This window comes from Bradyrhizobium sp. LB8.2, from assembly GCF_040548035.1.
Taxonomy (GTDB): Bacteria; Pseudomonadota; Alphaproteobacteria; order Rhizobiales; family Xanthobacteraceae; genus Bradyrhizobium.
Genome location: NZ_JBEPQV010000052.1, coordinates 12,310 through 28,516, shown reverse-complemented (window position 1 = coordinate 28,516; position 16,207 = coordinate 12,310). Strand labels below are relative to the sequence as shown.

17 protein-coding genes are annotated in these 16,207 nt (G+C 64.4%); 6 read left to right on the top strand and 11 right to left on the bottom strand.

Annotation, left to right across the window (positions count from 1 at the left end; genetic code table 11):
• Positions 1-149 precede the first annotated feature (149 nt).
• The 3 genes from ABIB06_RS37145 to ABIB06_RS37135 form a co-directional block, all read right to left on the bottom strand.
• Positions 150-938, bottom strand: a complete 789-nt coding sequence (locus ABIB06_RS37145; protein ID WP_354053186.1) for a hypothetical protein — start codon at positions 936-938, stop codon at positions 150-152.
• 184 nt (positions 939-1,122) lie between these two features.
• The gene (locus tag ABIB06_RS37140; RefSeq protein WP_247349075.1) at positions 1,123-1,371 is read right to left on the bottom strand and encodes a hypothetical protein; all 249 of its coding nucleotides are present in this window, start codon (positions 1,369-1,371) and stop codon (positions 1,123-1,125) included.
• 102 nt (positions 1,372-1,473) lie between these two features.
• Complete coding sequence (locus ABIB06_RS37135) at positions 1,474-1,707, bottom strand: hypothetical protein (protein WP_354053187.1); 234 nt, start codon at positions 1,705-1,707, stop codon at positions 1,474-1,476.
• Positions 1,708-1,974: 267 nt separating this feature from the next.
• Between ABIB06_RS37135 and ABIB06_RS37130 the strand changes: the two genes are divergently transcribed.
• Positions 1,975-2,322, top strand: coding sequence for a DUF6481 family protein (locus tag ABIB06_RS37130; RefSeq protein ID WP_247349077.1), 348 nt, complete (start codon positions 1,975-1,977; stop codon positions 2,320-2,322).
• Between the two features lie 138 nt (positions 2,323-2,460).
• On the opposite strand, the gene ABIB06_RS37125 is transcribed toward ABIB06_RS37130, so the two are convergent.
• Complete coding sequence (locus tag ABIB06_RS37125; protein ID WP_354053188.1) at positions 2,461-2,715, bottom strand: pentapeptide MXKDX repeat protein; 255 nt, start codon at positions 2,713-2,715, stop codon at positions 2,461-2,463.
• Positions 2,716-3,035: 320 nt separating this feature from the next.
• Between ABIB06_RS37125 and ABIB06_RS37120 the strand changes: the two genes are divergently transcribed.
• Genes ABIB06_RS37120 through ABIB06_RS37110 form a run of 3 tightly spaced genes read left to right on the top strand, consistent with a single transcriptional unit; the run spans position 3,036 to position 5,964 of the window.
• A complete protein-coding gene (locus ABIB06_RS37120; protein ID WP_354053189.1) occupies positions 3,036-4,058 on the top strand; it encodes a TRAP transporter substrate-binding protein in 1,023 nt (340 codons plus the stop codon).
• Entirely contained in the window at positions 4,055-4,609 is a 555-nt protein-coding gene (locus ABIB06_RS37115; protein ID WP_354053190.1) for a TRAP transporter small permease, read from the top strand. Before ABIB06_RS37120 ends, ABIB06_RS37115 begins: the two co-directional genes overlap by 4 nt.
• Positions 4,606-5,964, top strand: a complete 1,359-nt coding sequence (locus ABIB06_RS37110) for a TRAP transporter large permease (RefSeq protein WP_247349081.1) — start codon at positions 4,606-4,608, stop codon at positions 5,962-5,964. The genes ABIB06_RS37115 and ABIB06_RS37110 overlap by 4 nt, the downstream gene beginning before the upstream one ends.
• A gap of 98 nt (positions 5,965-6,062) precedes the next feature.
• Here ABIB06_RS37110 and ABIB06_RS37105 read toward each other — a convergent pair whose 3' ends face one another.
• The 4 genes from ABIB06_RS37105 to ABIB06_RS37090 are packed head-to-tail and all read right to left on the bottom strand — an operon-like array spanning position 6,063 to position 11,740.
• Positions 6,063-6,974, bottom strand: coding sequence for a hydroxymethylglutaryl-CoA lyase (locus ABIB06_RS37105; RefSeq protein ID WP_354070271.1), 912 nt, complete (start codon positions 6,972-6,974; stop codon positions 6,063-6,065).
• A gap of 1 nt (position 6,975) precedes the next feature.
• Positions 6,976-8,979: an acetyl/propionyl/methylcrotonyl-CoA carboxylase subunit alpha gene (locus ABIB06_RS37100; RefSeq protein WP_354053192.1), complete on the bottom strand. Its 2,004-nt coding sequence runs from the start codon at positions 8,977-8,979 to the stop codon at positions 6,976-6,978.
• A gap of 4 nt (positions 8,980-8,983) precedes the next feature.
• Positions 8,984-10,588 (bottom strand): carboxyl transferase domain-containing protein, encoded by a 1,605-nt coding sequence (locus tag ABIB06_RS37095; protein WP_354053193.1) that lies wholly within the window; start codon positions 10,586-10,588, stop codon positions 8,984-8,986.
• A gap of 24 nt (positions 10,589-10,612) precedes the next feature.
• A complete protein-coding gene (locus ABIB06_RS37090; protein WP_502916595.1) occupies positions 10,613-11,740 on the bottom strand; it encodes an isovaleryl-CoA dehydrogenase in 1,128 nt (375 codons plus the stop codon).
• A 157-nt stretch (positions 11,741-11,897) separates the two neighbouring features.
• Here ABIB06_RS37090 and ABIB06_RS37085 point away from each other — a divergent pair, with 157 nt between their 5' ends.
• Positions 11,898-12,926 (top strand): AraC family transcriptional regulator, encoded by a 1,029-nt coding sequence (locus ABIB06_RS37085; protein ID WP_354053195.1) that lies wholly within the window; start codon positions 11,898-11,900, stop codon positions 12,924-12,926.
• A gap of 235 nt (positions 12,927-13,161) precedes the next feature.
• On the opposite strand, the gene ABIB06_RS37080 is transcribed toward ABIB06_RS37085, so the two are convergent.
• The 3 genes from ABIB06_RS37080 to ABIB06_RS37070 all read right to left on the bottom strand — a co-directional run bounded on the left by ABIB06_RS37080 (position 13,162) and on the right by ABIB06_RS37070 (position 14,761).
• Positions 13,162-13,461, bottom strand: coding sequence for a DUF3551 domain-containing protein (locus ABIB06_RS37080; RefSeq protein ID WP_354053196.1), 300 nt, complete (start codon positions 13,459-13,461; stop codon positions 13,162-13,164).
• Between the two features lie 274 nt (positions 13,462-13,735).
• Entirely contained in the window at positions 13,736-14,221 is a 486-nt protein-coding gene (locus ABIB06_RS37075; protein ID WP_354053197.1) for an Lrp/AsnC family transcriptional regulator, read from the bottom strand.
• A gap of 234 nt (positions 14,222-14,455) precedes the next feature.
• On the bottom strand, positions 14,456-14,761 hold the full coding sequence (locus ABIB06_RS37070) for an ETC complex I subunit (protein WP_354053198.1): 306 nt from the start codon (positions 14,759-14,761) through the stop codon (positions 14,456-14,458).
• Positions 14,762-15,021: 260 nt separating this feature from the next.
• Here ABIB06_RS37070 and ABIB06_RS37065 point away from each other — a divergent pair, with 260 nt between their 5' ends.
• Positions 15,022-16,197 (top strand): OpgC domain-containing protein, encoded by a 1,176-nt coding sequence (locus ABIB06_RS37065; RefSeq protein WP_247349093.1) that lies wholly within the window; start codon positions 15,022-15,024, stop codon positions 16,195-16,197.
• Positions 16,198-16,207: the final 10 nt, after the last annotated feature.

Genomic DNA, 16,207 nt, shown 5'->3' with positions numbered 1-16,207 from the left:
ACGATGACGCCCTTGCGCTTCGCTAATCCTTCGCCGCCATCAGGCTGGATAGAGGACTTCCACCTCCAAGCTGTCGTTCATACTCGGCACACAACGAAAAAGAGGCGGGCTTTTTGCCCGCCTCTTCGTTTCAGATCTCGTTTGGGGTCTCAGTAACAGGCGCGGGGATCGGCCTGCACATACTGGCCGCTCGGATAGCGGTAATAGCAGTTGCCCTGAGCCAGATAGTAGCCGGGGCGCGAGGCAGCCGTGGCGCCGGCGATCGCGCCGGTAGCGCCGCCAATCACGGCGCCTGCGGCCGCACCCGAGGCGTTGCCCGAGATCAGGCCGCCCAGCACGCCGCCGACGATGGCGCCGCCAAGCGCACTTGCGCCGGGATCGGCCGGTGGCGGAGGCGGCGGCGGTTCATAGGCGACGGGCGGCGGGGCATAGGCTACCGGCACGTCGTCGTAATAGTCCTCCGAAATGTAGCCCGGCGGGCCGGCCATCCGCTGCGGATAATAGTACCAGACGCCGCCGACATCCCACCACCAGCCGGAGCGGCCGTTATGGACTTCATGGCGCCAGCGTCCGCCATCCCAGGCGACATTGCCGCGATAGGCGTGTCCGCCCCAATCGCGCGCCGGTGCGGGACCCCTGGCGTAACTTCGACGGGGCGGCGGACCGCCGGCATTGCGCGGGCCAGGACCTGGATGGCCTGGACCTGCATGACCAGGACCGCCGGCGTGAGGCTGGCCGCTGGGCTGTGGCCCGGGCCGTGCCGCCTGCTGCGGCGGACCCTTGCGCGAGTTCTGCGGCGGCGCACCGGCGCCCGGCCCGGCCGATGGCTGGGCGGAGTCTCTTGGCGGCCGGGCGTCTTGAGCCTGCGCCGAGACGGCGAGCAACGACATGGCCGAAACCAAGGGAATGATGATCTTCATGCGGCTGGACGCACTCATGCGTGCTTGACCCCCTACTCTCTCGATTGCCGTTAACGGCCGTGGAGCCTGGCGCGATAGACGATTCGCCTCGCGCTGAGCTGATGCCGGCTGACATAACTGACCTGCTTCGGTCGGCTAAGTCCCGTTACAAATGATTAAGATCACGGCATTTTTCGTTCGCGCGGGTCGCGCTGGAGTGCTTCTAACGCGCCGGCTCGATCACATTGCAGTTGCTTCGCCCGGACATCAGGCAATCCTGCATCTTGCTGGCGGAGGTGAGATCGCGGGCAAGCCACCAGCCGATTCCGAGGATCACAATCGCGATGATCAAGCCGGCGACGGCGCCGCGGCGGCTGTCACCGGATCGAGGCTTGGGCCGGGTTTTGGGCTTCCCACCCGGTTCGGGCTGGAGTTCAGGCTTAAGTTCGGGCTTGGGCTCGGGGCTGGACATGGCTACCTAGTCGCTCGGGCACGCGGGCTTTATCAGCTCTGCGACGTGGCGTCACATCCCTCGCGGCCTCCGGCTCGGCCTTCTCAGTTCTGCCTCGCCAGTTCACCCCCGGGTCGGCCGGATCGCATCCTTGCGCGAGGTTTCGACCGCCGGGATCCCGTGCTGGACCCGCGCGCAGGTCGTGAGCACAAACGCGGTCTGGGTGCATTCCCAATCCGCGCCTAGAACAGCACTTTCGATCGGCTGCGGACGGCCGAGGAGTAGCGTTGCACCGACCAGGGCTGCCACCGTCACGGCAATCGCGAGCGCCTTCAGGCTCAGTCGGAAGATCCTCATACCCGTGCTCCGTCGCGTATCGGGCGGACGCTAGGCGTCGCTCCGCGTGGCCCCCTATGAGGGACATCACAATTCGGCAGTTTTTCCGGGCTACGAGGCATCGTCGGGGGTGGCGATATTTCGTCTGCCTGATCGGCTGCAATTTATGGGTGGCGTCGCGACGCGCGGCGATGTAAAGGCTTCTGCGTCGCGTGGCGCCTGCTATGCCCAGCCGACGTACCAACCGAAGTGATGTAGGATCGGAAGCGAGGAAGACAAGGCTCGTCGATGAGTGGATTCAGGGAACCAGGCTTCTCCGACCGGCAAAAGGCCGCGCAGGAAGCACGCAAAAATCTTTTGAACAAATTCAAGTCGCAGCCCGGGATCGACGATCCTGCGGTCGCGGCGAAGCGTGCCGAGCGCGAGGCCCTCGCGGCCAAGCGGGCCGAGGCGAAGGCTGCGCGCGAGGCGGAGAAGGCCGAGCAGAAGCGTCACGAGGAAGAAGCCTCGGTGCTCGAAGCCGCGCGGATCGCCCGCGAAGCCGAAGAAGCCGTCGCGAAGGCGGCTGAAGCCGAGGCCGAGCAAAAGGCCAGGCGCGACGCTCGCTACGCCGCCCGCAAGGCCAAGCGTAAGTAACGTTCGCAAAGTCACGTTTCGCAAAGTCACGTTCATTTGAATTTGAGCTGAAGTATAATCCGGGGCGGTCCACGTGACCGCCCCGGAATTTTTGGGCGCGCGTTTGCCTTTCCGCAAACGCCCGATGACGACCGAAGATCAGTTTTTCTTCATCCCGTCGTCTTTTTTCATCCCGTCCTTCGACATCGTGTCCTTCGACATCGTATCCTTCTTCATGCCGTCGTCCTTGGACATGGTGTCCTTCTTCATGCCGTCCTTGGACATCGTGTCCTTCTTCATCATGCCGTCATCCTTGCCCATCTTGTCTTGGGCAAAGGCGGCCGGCGACAGCGCGAGGCCGAGCGAGAGAACGGCCGCCGAGACGCCGAGCGCGATGCGGGTACGAATGGTCATGACTGGTCTTCCCTTCGAGATGATGCTTGTCAGCGACGGACGCCGCTATCTGATCTCGACGGATTGCCACGGGACGTTGTTACGCGGACGCTGATAAATTTCTGCGCGCCCGTCGCCGCCCTTCATTCGGCGTACGCACGAGGATTGAAAGTGTGCAACGCAACATACCTGGCACTTGCCGCGGCATTGGGTCTCGAACTATCAGATGAGAGAACATTGCCTCAAAGACCGGCTAGGATGGGCCTCAGCGCGGTCTCAAAGACCAACCCAAAATTACAGCAAACAAGAACCGTCCAAGAAACAGTCAAGGGGATCACACTATGCTCACGCGCCGCCACCTGATCGCGACCGCCGTCGCCGCACCCGCCATTCTCCGTTTCGGCACCGGTACCGCGCATGCCGCGACCACGCTGAAGATCTCGCATCAATTCCCGGGCGGCACCGTCGACAAGGGCGATTTCCGCGACCGGCTCTGTCGCATGTTCGCCGCCGAAGTCGCCAAGCGCAGCAATGGCGACATCGCCGCCGAGATCTATCCGAACTCCTCGCTGATCAAGACCAACGCGCAGTTCTCCGCGATGCGCAAAGGCGCGCTCGACATCAGCCTTTATCCGATGCCCTACGCCGGCGGCGAATTGCCGGAGACCAATATCGGCCTGATGCCGGGCCTCGTCACCACCTACGACCAGGGCATGCGCTGGAAGAAGGAGCCGGTCGGCAAGGCACTGACCGACTTCCTCGCCGACAAGGGCATCATCCTGCTCAGCTGGGTCTGGCAGGCCGGCGGCGTTGCCAGCCGCTCCAGGCCGATCGTGTCGCCTGAGGACGCCAAGGGTCTGAAGGTGCGCGGCGGCTCGCGCGAGATGGACATGGTGCTGCAGACCGCCGGCGCCTCGGTGCTGTCGGTGCCCTCGAACGAAATCTACGCGGCGATGCAGACCGGCGCGTGCGATGCCGGCATCACCTCCTCCACCAGCCTGATCTCGTTCCGCCTCGAAGAGGTCGCGAAGTCGCTGACTTCGGGCGCAGGCGCGTCCTACTGGTTCATGCTCGAGCCGCTGATGATGTCGAAGGCGATCTTCGACAAGCTGCCGAAGAATCAGCAGGACATCCTGCTCGCGGTCGGCACCGAGCTCGAAGCCTTCGGCCGCAAGGGCGCGCAGGACGACGACATCGAGGTCGCCAAGGTCTACGAGAAGGCCGGCGCCAAGGTCTCGGTGCTCGATGCCGCGACCGTCGGCAAGTGGCGCGACATCGCCCGCGACACCGCCTGGAAGGACTACGGCGCCAAGACCGCGACCGCTGCCAACCTGCTCAAGCTCGCTACCGACGTCGCGGCATGAGCCACGGTCCGCTTGCGGATCGCGACGACCAGGCAAACGCTGCCGCAAGGACCGGCCTTGCGGCAGCGATTGATCGCGGTCTCGCCGTCCTCAACAACATCATCGTCGTGTTCGCCGCAATCGCACTGATCGCGGCCTGCGCCATCCTGAGCTACAGCGTGCTCAGCCGCGCTCTGTTCAAGGCCGCCAATTACTGGCAGGACGAGGCCGCGGTGTTCCTGCTGGTCGGCGCCACCTTCATGACGGCCGCCTATGTGCAGCAGAACCGCGGTCACATCGGCATCGAGGCCTTCGTCGGCCTGCTCTCGCCCATGGCGAACAGGATCAGGCTCTGGCTGGTCGACGCCGTGACGTTTCTGTTCTGCGCCTTCTTCGCCTGGAAGTCCTGGACGCTGGCGCATGAAGCCTATGTCGACGGTCAGGTCTCGAACTCGATGTGGTCGCCGCCGCTGGCCATCCCCTATTCGCTGATGGCGTTCGGCATGAGTCTGCTCTGCGTCCAAATCATCGTGCAGCTTGCGCTGCCCTTCGCAGGAGCCAGGCGTCCATGAGCGTTTTCGGTATCGGCCTCGCCTACGGCATTGCGACGCTGGTCGTGATGTTCTCGGGCATGCCCATTGCGTTCGCGCTCGGCGCAGTCGCGGTCGTGTTCATGGGCATCTACATGCCCGCCGCCTCTCTCGATACGGTGACGCAGAACGTCTACGAGGAAATGGCCTCGATCACGCTGCTATCGATCCCGCTCTTCATCCTGAAGGGCGCCGCGATCGGCAAGTCGCGCGCCGGCCAGGATCTCTACTCGGCCCTGCACGCCTGGTTGCACCGCGTGCCCGGCGGCCTCGGCGTCGCCAACGTGTTCGCCTGCGCGCTGTTCGCGGCGATGGCGGGCTCCTCGCCCGCGACCTGCTCGGCGATCGGCTCGGCCGGCATCCCCGAGATGCGCAAGCGCGGCTATTCCGGCGGCTTTGCCGCCGGCATCATCGCCGCCGGCGGCACGCTCGGCATCCTGCTGCCGCCCTCGATCACCATGATCCTGTTTGCGGTCGCCGCCGAAAAATCGCTCGGACGGCTGTTCCTCGCCGGCATCGGCCCCGGCCTGCTGCTGGTCTCGTTGTTCGGCACCTACGCCGTGATCCGCTTCCGCCAGGAATATGCCGCGGCTGAAGCGATCTACAAGAACGGCGGACCGGAGGCTGCGATCCTCGCCCGCGACGAGTACACGCTCGCCGAACGTTTCAGTGTGCTGCCGCGGGTGATCCCCTTCGTGCTGCTCCTCACCGGCGTCATGATCGCGCTCTATGGCGGCTACGCAACGCCGTCGGAGACCGCCGGCCTCGGCGGCCTCCTCGCGCTGGCGCTGATCGCGGCGATCTACAGCGTGTGGCGGCCGAGCGACCTTGCGCCCATCCTGAAGTCGACGATCCGGGAATCGACCATGCTGATGATGATCATCGGCATGTCGCTGCTTTATTCCTACGTGATGAGCTATCTGCACATCTCGCAGTCGGCGGCCGAATCCGTCGTCGCGATGCACCTGCCGCGCTGGGGCCTCTTGTTCGCGATCCTCGTCATGGTTGTCGTGCTCGGCTTCTTCCTGCCGCCGGTCTCGATCATCCTGATGACCGCGCCGATCATCCTGCCGCCGCTCCGCGCCGCCAATTTTGACATCATCTGGTTCGGCGTCGTCATGACCATCGTGATGGAGATGGGGCTGATCCATCCACCGGTCGGTCTCAACATCTTTGTCATCCGCAACGTCGCGCCCGACATCCCGCTCCGCGAGGTGATCTGGGGCACCCTGCCCTTCGTGCTGCTGATGATGCTTGCAGTGCTGCTGCTATGCTTCGTGCCGGGGATCTCGACCGCGCTGCCAGACCTGGTGATGGGCCCGGACGGGAGCAGGTGACGCTCTCTCCCTGTCATTGCGAGCGAAGCGAAGCAATCCAGAATCGGGGAAAGAGTCTGGATTGCTTCGCTACGCGCTTCGCTCGCAATGACGAAGAACTAGGAAGTAGCCCGCCTCTTCTTCGCGTTCAGCGCGGACGCCACGCGGCTCACGGGCGGCTTGCAGAGCACGCCGCTCATCTCGTTCGTGGCCGCCAGCAGCTTGTCCATGTCCACGCCAGTCCTGATCCCCATGCCTTCGAGCATGTAGACGACATCCTCAGTCGCGACGTTACCGGTCGCGCCCGGCGCGTAGGGACAGCCGCCGAGGCCGCCGGCGGCGGTGTCGATGACGCGGACGCCCTGCTCCAGGCCGGCGTAGAGATTGGCGAGCGCCTGGCCGTAGGTGTCGTGGAAATGCATCGCCAGCTTGTCGGCAGGAATGTCGGCACCGACCGCGCGCAACATCTCCTTGGCCTTATCAGGCGTGCCGACCCCGATGGTGTCGCCGAGCGAGATTTCGTAGCAACCGAGCGCCCAAAGCGCGTTGGCGAGATCGGCGACAGCCTTCGGCTTGATCTCGCCGTCGAACGGACAGCCTAGCACGCAGGAAATATAGCCGCGCACCTTCACACCATCAGTCTTGGCGCGCGCCAACACCGGCTTGAACCGCTCGATCGATTCCGCGACCGTGCAGTTGATGTTGGCCCGCGAAAAGCCCTCTGAGGCCGCCGCGAACACCGAGATGACTTTCGCGCCGGCCGCGCGCGCGGCGTCATAGCCCTTCTCGTTCGGCACCAGCACGTGGAATTCGGCACCCTGCAAATGGTTCACGCCGCGCAGCACGGCATCCGAGCTTGCCATCTGCGGGATTGCCTTGGGCGAGACGAAGGCACCGATTTCGACCGTGGTCAGCCCGGCCGCGACCAACGCCTCGATGAAGGCGATGCGCGCCTCGACGCTGACCGCCGTCTTCTCGTTCTGGAGGCCGTCGCGCGGCCCCATTTCGATGATGCGGACCTGATCGCTCATGTCACTCTTCCAAAGGCTCGACCACGGCGAGCTCGACGCCTTCCTGGACGATATCGCCGACCTTGCATTTGACCGACTTCAGCATGCCGGCATAGGGCGCCCGCAGCGTCTGCTCCATCTTCATCACTTCCAGCGTCAGGATCGCTGCGCCCTTCTCGAGCTTGGCACCCACCTCCGCCAGCACGGCGACGACCGTGCCCGGCAATGGCGCCGCGATCTTGTCCGTGCCGGCCTGCTCCTCGGTCTCGCCGCCGAACGGATCGATCAAATGCAGATCGAAGCGGCCGTTGCGCGTGCGCAAATACAGCTCGTGGCCAGCAATCAGGGCGGCGACGGAGGATTTGACGCCGTCAAGCGTCAGGTCGAAGCCGCCGTCCTTCGGCGCAATCGCAAACGCCAGCTCGAGCTCGCCGATCACCAGCGTCGACGAACCGCTGCCGTAGTTCAGCGTAACCTTCAGTTCGGGTCCATGACCGGCGCGAAACGCAAAGTTGCGCTGGCGGCGGCCGACCGGCATCCAGCCAAAGGTCTGCCACGGCGAATTTGCGTCGCCTTGCGCAGCCTGCCGCTCGTCGTTGATCACAGCGGCGACGGCGGCGCAGAGCTCGAGCTCTCCGGGTGCCGGCGAGGCTTGCGTCAGAACCGCCAGCTCGCGTTCGATGAAGCCGGTGTCGATCGCATTCGCCCGCACCTTCGAATGCGTTATCAGGGCCGACAGGAACGGGATGTTGGTGACGATGCCGCGGACGTCGGACTCTTCCAGACCGCGGTTCAGCCGCTCGATCGCGACATCCCGCGTCGGCGCCCAGGCGATCATTTTTGCCAGCATGGCATCGTAATACGGCGACACCGTATCGCCCTCGCGATAGCCGGCGTCGATGCGCAAACCGCCGGTTTCGGCGGCCATCCGCCATGTCGAGAGCTTTCCGACCGACGGCATGAAATTCTTGGTCGGGTTTTCCGCGTAGACGCGTGCCTCGACCGCATGGCCGTTGAAGCGGATCTCGTCCTGCTTCAAGGGGAGCGCCTCGCCGAAGGCGACCCGCAGCTGCCATTCGACCAGATCGATCCCGGTGATCAGCTCGGTCACGGGATGCTCGACCTGGAGACGGGTGTTCATCTCGATGAAGAACACGTCTTTGCCGTCGGAGACGAACTCGATGGTGCCGGCGCCGACATAGTTGACGGCCCCCGCCGCCTTTCGCGCCGCGGCGCACACCGCCTCGCGCTGCGCAGGATTGAGCGTCGGCGACGGCGCTTCCTCGATCACCTTCTGGTGCCGGCGCTGCAACGTGCATTCGCGCTCGAACAGCGACACCAGATTGCCGTGGCTGTCGCCGATCACCTGCACCTCGATGTGCCGCGGGTTATCGACATATTTCTCGATCAGCATGCGATCGTCGCCGAACGCGGCTTTTGCTTCCCGCTTGGCGCTGACGATCGCAGGCGCGAGCTCGTCCGCCGAGCGCACGATGCGCATGCCGCGGCCGCCGCCGCCGGCGGAGGCCTTCACCAGGATGGGAAAGCCGACCTTGGCCGCGGCCTTCGCCAGCGTTGCATCGTCCTGCGCCTCGCCGTGATAGCCCGGCACCAGCGGCACGCCAGCCTTTTCCATCAGTGCCTTGGAGCCGGATTTCGAGCCCATCGCCGTCATCATCCCGGCGGTGGGACCGACGAAGACGAGCCCTGCATCGAAGCACGCCTGGGCAAATTCGGCATTCTCCGACAGGAAGCCATAGCCGGGATGTATCGCCTCCGCGGCGGTCTTGCGCGCGGCCTCGATCAGCCGTTCGGCATTGAGATAGCTGTCGCGGGCGCGTGCGGGCCCGAGCAGCACGGCTTCGTCGGCGAGCGCGACATGCATCGCGTCGCGGTCGGCCTCGGAATAGACGGCGACCGTGCGCAGGCCCATAGCGCGCGCGGTGCGGATGACGCGGCAGGCGATCTCGCCGCGGTTGGCGATCAGGAGCGTGCGAAAACGGCGGTAGAGCTTTGAGCGGTCCATCGCATTACATCCTGAACAGGCCGAATTTCGTCGGTTCGATCGGCGCATTCGACGCCGCCGAGAGGCCAAGGCCGAGCACGAGGCGCGTGTCGGCCGGGTCAATCACGCCGTCGTCCCAGAGCCGCGCGGTCGCATAATATGGATGCCCCTGGCTCTCGTATTGCGCGCGGATCGGGTTGCGGAATGTCTCTTCGTCCTCCTTGGACCAACTATCGCCCTTGGCCTCGATATTGTCGCGGCGGACCTGGCTCAGCACCATCGAGGCCTGCTCGCCGCCCATCACCGAGATGCGCGCGTTCGGCCACATCCACAGGAAGCGCGGACTATAGGCGCGGCCGCACATGCCGTAATTGCCGGCGCCGTAGGAGCCGCCGATCACGACGGTGAATTTCGGCACCGATGCGGTCGCGACCGCCGTGACCAGCTTGGCGCCATCGCGCGCGATACCGCCAGCCTCGTATTTCTTGCCGACCATGAAGCCGGTGATGTTCTGCAGGAACACCAGGGGAATGCCGCGCTGGCAGCACAGCTCGATGAAATGCGCGCCCTTCAGCGAACTTTCACTGAAGAGAATGCCGTTATTGGCGATGATGCCGACCGGAAAACCCCAGATGTGGGCAAAGCCGCACACCAGCGTCGTGCCATAGAGCTTCTTGAACTCGTCGAACTCGGAACCATCGACGACGCGCGCGATGATGTCGCGCACGTCAAAGGGCTTGCGTCCGTCGACGGGCACCACGCCGTAGATCTCCTCCGCCGCAAACAGCGGATCGCGCGGCGGATGCATGTTAAAGTTCGGCCGCACGGATGGCTTGAACGTGCCGACGATGCGGCGGGCAATGCCGATCGCGTGCGCATCGTTCTGGGCGTAATGATCGGTCACCCCGGACTGCCGCGAATGCACGTCGGCGCCGCCGAGCTCCTCGGCGCTCACGACTTCGCCGGTCGCGGCCTTCACCAGCGGCGGCCCGCCTAGGAAGATGGTGCCTTGATTGCGCACGATGATGCTCTCGTCCGACATCGCCGGCACATAAGCGCCGCCGGCGGTGCAGGAGCCCATCACGATCGCGATCTGCGGGATGCCTTGCGAGGACATCTGCGCCTGGTTGTAGAAGATGCGGCCGAAATGCCGCTCGTCGGGAAAGATCTCGTCCTGCAGCGGCAGGAAGGCACCGCCGGAATCGACCATGTAGACGCAGGGAAGATTGTTCTGCCGCGCCACGTCCTGCGCGCGCAGATGCTTCTTCACGGTCATCGGGTAATAGGTGCCGCCCTTGATAGTTGCGTCGTTGGCGACGATCACGCATTCGCGGCCCGAGATGCGCCCCACCCCCGTCACGACGCTCGCCGAATGCACATCGCCGCCATAGAGGCCATAGGCCGCTAGCGGCGATAGCTCCATGAACGCGGTGCCGGGATCGACCAAGAGGTCGACGCGCTCGCGCGCCAGCATCTTGCCGCGTGACGTGTGGCGGTTGCGCGAAACCTCGCCGCCGCCACCCGCGACCTGGCTCAGCTTTTCGCGCAAGTCGGCGACGAGGCTGCGCATGGCCTCGGAATTGCGCGCAAAGTCTGATGAAGACGTATCGATGCTGGAATGGAGCGGCATGTTGATTCCAATTTCGTGAAGGTTTTAAGCCGTCTCGGCCATCAGTTCTCGACCGATCAGCATGCGGCGCACTTCCGAGGTGCCCGCGCCGATCTCGTAGAGCTTGGCGTCGCGCCACAGACGGCCGACCGGAAATTCGCTGGTGTAGCCGACGCCGCCCAGCGCCTGGATCGCCTCGCCCGCCATCCACGTCGCCTTTTCGGCCGAATAGAGGATTGCGGCAGCGGAATCCTTGCGCAGGGTGCGCGCATGATCGGTGCGGTCGCAGGCGCGACCGACGGCGTAGACATAGGCGCGCGTGGCCTGCCAGGTCGAATACATGTCGGCGAGCTTGCCCTGCATCAGCTGGAAGTCGCCGATCGGCTGCCCGAACTGCTTGCGCTCATGCATGTAGGGCACCACTGCGTCCATGCAGGCCGCCATGATGCCGAGCGGGCCACCGGAGAGCACCGCGCGCTCGTAGTCCAGGCCGGACATCAGAACCTTGACACCTCCGCCGACCTCACCCAGCACATTCTCTGCCGGCACCTCGCAGTCGTCGAAAAACAGCGGATAGGTGTTGGAGCCGCGCATGCCCAGCTTGTCGAGATGCGGGCCGTGGGTGAACCCCTTGAAGCCTTTCTCGATGAGAAACGCGGTCATGCCGCGTGGGCCGGCCACCGGGTCGGTCTTGGCATAGACCACCAGCACGTCGGCATCGCCGCCATTGGTGATCCACATTTTTGAGCCGTTGAGCACGTAGCGGTCGCCGCGCTTGTCGGCGCGCAGCTTCATCGAGACGACGTCGGAGCCGGCGCCGGGCTCGGACATCGCGAGCGCGCCGACGTACTCACCGGAGATCAGCTTCGGCAGGTAAAGCTGCCGCTGCGCGTCGGTGCCATTGCGGCGGATCTGGTTGACGCAAAGGTTGGAATGGGCGCCGTAGGACAACCCCACGGCAGCCGAGCCGCGCGAAATCTCCTCCATGGCGACGATATGGGCGAGATAGCCCATGTTGGAGCCGCCATATTGCTCCGGCGCGGTCATGCCGAGCAGGCCGAGGTCCCCGAGGCGCTTCCAGAGGTCCGCCGGGAACAGATTGGCTTTCTCGATGTCGGCGGCGCGCGGGGCGATCTCCGCCTCCACGAAAGCGCGCAGCGTGTCGCGCAGCATGCCGATGTCTTCGCCCAGATCGAAATCGATGCTCGGGATGTTCAAGGCGATTCCTCCGTGTTTTGGGGACCGAACCTAGCGGCATCAGGGCCCTTCTGCGGTCGAAAAGGTTGCATTTTCCGCCAAACTTGGCGAGGATTTTCCCGAAGGATTTCCGATGCCCTTTCAAGTCGCAACCGCGATCCCGCGCCGCGCCGTGACCCCTGCCGCCTTCGTCCGCGGCGTCGTTGCCGCTTACGAACGCTACGGCCGTGATCCGACCGAGGCGCTGAGCCGGGGTCAGGTAGCGCCAGACCTGGTCAATTCTCCGGGTGGCCGGGTCACAGCCAGCCAATTCGAGACCCTGGCGGGCCATGCGATGCGCGAGCTCGATGACGAGGCGCTCGGCTGGTTCTCGCGGCGCCTGCCCTTCGGCACATATGGCATGCTCTGCCGCGCTTCGATCACGGCGCCGACGCTGGAGGTCGCGCTCAAGCGCTGGTGCCGGCATCATCGCCTCCTCACCGAGGACGTGCTGCTCGATCTCGCGGTCGGCGAGGAAACCGCGGTCGTCTCCATCCGCGAACTGCGCGACCTCGGACCGTTGCGCGAATTCTGCCTGGTCACCCTGCTCCGCTATGTCCTGGGTTTCTCCTGCTGGGCGGCCGATTCCAAAATCGCGCTCCGCGCCGCGGAATTCCCTTACTCGGAGCCGGGCCATGTCTCGGTGTATCCGACCATCTTTTGCCGGACCATCCGCTTCGATGCGGACCGCGCCTGCATCATCTTCGACAAGCATTATCTCTCGCTGCCGCTCACGCGCAGCGCCAGTGATCTCGACAACATGCTCAAGGGCGCGCTGCGGCTGACCGTGCTGCCCTATCGGCGCGACCGGTTGCTGGTCGAGCGCGTCCGCCGCGTGCTCCGCAATACGCGCGGACGCAGTCTCGGCGCCGAGGATGTTGCGAGCGAACTCGCGCTCTCCACCCGTACCATGCATCGGCGCCTGCGCGAGGAGGCAACCTCGCTGCGCGATCTCAAGGAAGAGGCAAAGTTCGAGCTCGCCAAGCAAGAGCTGATGCGCGGGCGCACCCCGATCAAGCGGATCGCGGAGATCGCCGGCTTCCGCAACGAAAAGAGCTTTTCCCGCGCCTTCCGCACCTGGACCGGCGCCAGCCCGCGCGAGTTTCGCGGCAGGTATCGGTGAGGCGCGGGCCTTATGGTTCGAGACGCGCCGCAAGGCGGCGCTCCTCACCATGAGGCTCTGCCATTTCGCCGCGAAACAAGGCCTCATCCTGAGGAGCCCGCCCAAAGCGGGCGTCTCGAAGGATGCGCCACGAGGTATTTTGTTCGCCACGCTTCAGCGCGCAGAACGGTCTGTCATGCTGTTGCAGCCCCCGGGATCAAACCCGGCGGCCGCAACGTTTCGAAACCGGTCTCGATTAGTTCGAGTTGGTCCGCCCACCCGAGCGAAGCTTGGTGCGCGACCGCGTCTGCTTCGGCTGGAAGGCAAGCGCGTCGGTCGAGGTCTTCGCGCCGCCGCTCTGCGAGCACGAGCCGCCGATGCCGCCGGCCGCGGCCCGGCAGGCCTCCATCGTCGGATAGCCGCAGCCATGAGCGGCCTGGGCGCCATTGGTGATGCAGTATTCTTCTGCCTGCGCAGCCGGCGCGGCCATCATGAGAAACGCAGATGCAAACAGCGTCGCAGCGGATGCGAAGCGCGTCTTCGAGATCGAGGTCATGTTGTCTTTTCCTGCTTCAGGGTCCCACAAAGGAAGGCCTCGGCATGCGACGGAGGCTGAGGTTCACCTCGCATGTAGGCTGCACGCCGGAACCGGCAATCACGGTTCAGCGCATTGCAGGACTTCCCAAATCACATGTCACAGTTAGGTGAGTTACTAATCTGTTTTATCCTTTTATCCGAATTTTTGTCCCACGTGGGAATCACCGCCGCGCTTTCGGATTTTTGGATTTCGTTGCCCGGGCCGCGTTTTTTTGGGAGGCGACGCTGCCGCCCTATCCCGCCGCCGCGATCCCCTGCAACGGCAACGGCACGTCCTTCGCGACGCCCAGCACGGGGAAGCTGCGGACGTTCTTCACGTTAGGCATCGCAGCGAAATGCAGGAGCTGCTGGCGCATGCTCTCGACGCTCGGCGCCACGCATTTGAGAAGATAGTCGGTGTCGCCCGAAATCCGCCAGCACTGCTGGATGCGCGGGATCGCGGCGATCGAGCTCTCGAACGCCTCCAGCACCGGTTGCGCCTGGCTGCCGAGCTGGATCGAGACGAACGACAACACCTCATAACCGAGCAGCCGTTCGTCGATGACGGCGCGGACCGCCCGGATCACGCCGCGGCTAAACAGGGATTTCAGCCGCCGCAGGCAATTCGGCGCGGACACGCCGACGCGCAGCGCCAGCTCGTTGTTGCGAACCCGCCCGTCCTGCTGCAACTCGGCTAGTATCTTCAAGTCGACGCCGTCGAGCTGGTCACGCCCCGCCATACCCCACCTCGTCATGAGCCCGTCATGCACGTCAGCGAAGCACGCGGCGGAATTGGTGCCAAGAGGCAGCACGGTGGGAAGTATCTGCGTCGTGGCCGGGCATAACCGCACGAAGGAAGCCGTCGCTTCCGCTCGCCTATACCCCGGCCATCCAAGCTTTCACGCGGATGCTAAAACGTGGATGCCCGGGACAAGCCCGGGCACGACGAGAGTCTTGGGCGCGTGGCCCGCCCCTCAATGTGTCCAGGGCTCGCCGCGGCGGAACGAGAAATTGTCGGAATAAGCAACCGGCCGGCGCACCGACTCGTTGGGCTCGATCACCTGGTAGGCGACGCCCTTGCGCTCACAATAGGCGACAGCCTCTTCCTTGCTGTGGAAGTGCAGCGTGATCTGCTGCTTCATGTCGCCGGACGAGGTCCAGCCCATCAGCGGCTCGACCGCGCGCGGCTGCTCGGGCTCGTAGTCGAGCTGCCATTCCATGGTCTTCGACCGGCCGGATTGCATCGCGTTCTTGGCGGGCTTGAAAATGCGTGCGGTCATGGATGGTCCGGGCCTCTTGTTCGTTTTTTCGTTCGATTTCGATGCGTCACGGTGGCAGTTGGTGGAAACCGCGGGCATAGTATAGAGACACCTTTTGGGAACTGAATCGGTGATTCCGGCCCCCGGGGTGGCTCGCCGACCGGTATAGTCATTATGCTGCACCGTGACAATTGCGTACCCGCCTTCCGCGCCGGGATCCCGCCCGGCGCTACTGCCTCGCTGACATCAGCCTGTCCGTCCCCTCCGAAAGCTCCCGTCGCATGGCCTTCCTGAACATCAACGCCACGCTCCCCGAGAAGGGCCGTGACCTCAGGCTCGACCTGTTTCGCGGCATCGCGAACTGGGCGATCTTTCTCGACCATATCCCCGACAACGTGGTGAACTGGATCACCACCCGCAACTACGGCTTTTCCGACGCCGCCGACCTGTTCGTCTTCATCTCCGGCTACACCGCCTCCTTCGTCTATGCCCGGATGATGCTCGAGCGTGGCTTCCTCGTCGGCGCCACGAGGCTGACCAAGCGGGTCTGGCAGCTCTACGTCGCCCACATCATCCTGTTCGTGATCTACATCGCCTCGATCAGCTATCTGGCGCTGCGCTTCGGCGATTCCGAGATGATCAACGAGTTCAACGTCGCCGGTCTCGTCGACAACGCCACCGAGACGCTGCGCCAGGGCCTGTTCCTGCGCTTCAAGCCGCTCAATCTCGACGTGCTGCCCCTCTACATCGTGTTGATGGGGCTGTTTCCGCCGGTGCTCTGGTTCATGCTGCGCAAGCCTGACCTGACGATGGTCCTGTCCATCGCGCTGTGGCTGACCGCGCGCCATTTCGGCTTGAACTTGAACGCCTATCCGGCCGGCCAGTGGTACTTCAACCCCTATTGCTGGCAGGTGCTGTTCGTGTTCGGCGCCTGGTGCGCCATGGGCGGCGCGCGGCGCTCGATGACGCTGATCAACGCGCCGATCACGTTGTGGCTGTGTCTTGGTTACATGCTGTTCGCGCTGGTCATGACCATGGCCGGCCGCTTCCCGACCCTCGCCGGCATGTTCCCGGAATGGCTGTTCTCGGCGTTCAACCCGAACGACAAGACCAACCTCGCGCCCTACCGCTTCATCCACTTCGTCGTGATCGTGATCCTGGTGATCCGCTTCGTGCCGAAGGACTGGCCGGGCCTGGAATGGAAAGGGTTCGATCCGATCATCGTCTGCGGCCAGCAATCGCTCGCCGTGTTCTGCGTCGGCGTGTTCCTGTCCTTCGTCGGCCATTTCGAGTTGTCGATGAGCTCGGGCTCGCTGTTCGCGCAGATCTTCGTCAGCGTCGCCGGCATCGCGATCATGACGACGGTGGCCTATTACATCTCGTGGTCGAAGAAGCAGGACAAGCCGCTGAAGCCGCCGCCGCCCAAGCCGGCAGCCGCAACGGCAAAGGCTACCTGAAGGGGCGGCA

What these genes read in the sequence shown, in the direction of transcription:
- ABIB06_RS37105 (WP_354070271.1), bottom strand. Translation starts at nt 6,974, where the DNA reads ATGAGCGATCAGGTCCGCATCATCGAAATGGGGCCGCGCGACGGCCTC.
- ABIB06_RS37095 (WP_354053193.1), bottom strand. Translation starts at nt 10,588, where the DNA reads ATGCCGCTCCATTCCAGCATCGATACGTCTTCATCAGACTTTGCGCGC.
- ABIB06_RS37140 (WP_247349075.1), bottom strand. Translation starts at nt 1,371, where the DNA reads ATGTCCAGCCCCGAGCCCAAGCCCGAACTTAAGCCTGAACTCCAGCCC.
- ABIB06_RS37130 (WP_247349077.1), top strand. Translation starts at nt 1,975, where the DNA reads ATGAGTGGATTCAGGGAACCAGGCTTCTCCGACCGGCAAAAGGCCGCG.
- ABIB06_RS37125 (WP_354053188.1), bottom strand. Translation starts at nt 2,715, where the DNA reads ATGACCATTCGTACCCGCATCGCGCTCGGCGTCTCGGCGGCCGTTCTC.
- ABIB06_RS37120 (WP_354053189.1), top strand. Translation starts at nt 3,036, where the DNA reads ATGCTCACGCGCCGCCACCTGATCGCGACCGCCGTCGCCGCACCCGCC.
- ABIB06_RS37085 (WP_354053195.1), top strand. Translation starts at nt 11,898, where the DNA reads ATGCCCTTTCAAGTCGCAACCGCGATCCCGCGCCGCGCCGTGACCCCT.
- ABIB06_RS37145 (WP_354053186.1), bottom strand. Translation starts at nt 938, where the DNA reads ATGAGTGCGTCCAGCCGCATGAAGATCATCATTCCCTTGGTTTCGGCC.
- ABIB06_RS37100 (WP_354053192.1), bottom strand. Translation starts at nt 8,979, where the DNA reads ATGGACCGCTCAAAGCTCTACCGCCGTTTTCGCACGCTCCTGATCGCC.
- ABIB06_RS37070 (WP_354053198.1), bottom strand. Translation starts at nt 14,761, where the DNA reads ATGACCGCACGCATTTTCAAGCCCGCCAAGAACGCGATGCAATCCGGC.
- ABIB06_RS37135 (WP_354053187.1), bottom strand. Translation starts at nt 1,707, where the DNA reads ATGAGGATCTTCCGACTGAGCCTGAAGGCGCTCGCGATTGCCGTGACG.
- ABIB06_RS37075 (WP_354053197.1), bottom strand. Translation starts at nt 14,221, where the DNA reads ATGGCGGGGCGTGACCAGCTCGACGGCGTCGACTTGAAGATACTAGCC.
- ABIB06_RS37090 (WP_502916595.1), bottom strand. Translation starts at nt 11,740, where the DNA reads ATGCTGCGCGACACGCTGCGCGCTTTCGTGGAGGCGGAGATCGCCCCG.
- ABIB06_RS37065 (WP_247349093.1), top strand. Translation starts at nt 15,022, where the DNA reads ATGGCCTTCCTGAACATCAACGCCACGCTCCCCGAGAAGGGCCGTGAC.
- ABIB06_RS37110 (WP_247349081.1), top strand. Translation starts at nt 4,606, where the DNA reads ATGAGCGTTTTCGGTATCGGCCTCGCCTACGGCATTGCGACGCTGGTC.
- ABIB06_RS37080 (WP_354053196.1), bottom strand. Translation starts at nt 13,461, where the DNA reads ATGACCTCGATCTCGAAGACGCGCTTCGCATCCGCTGCGACGCTGTTT.
- ABIB06_RS37115 (WP_354053190.1), top strand. Translation starts at nt 4,055, where the DNA reads ATGAGCCACGGTCCGCTTGCGGATCGCGACGACCAGGCAAACGCTGCC.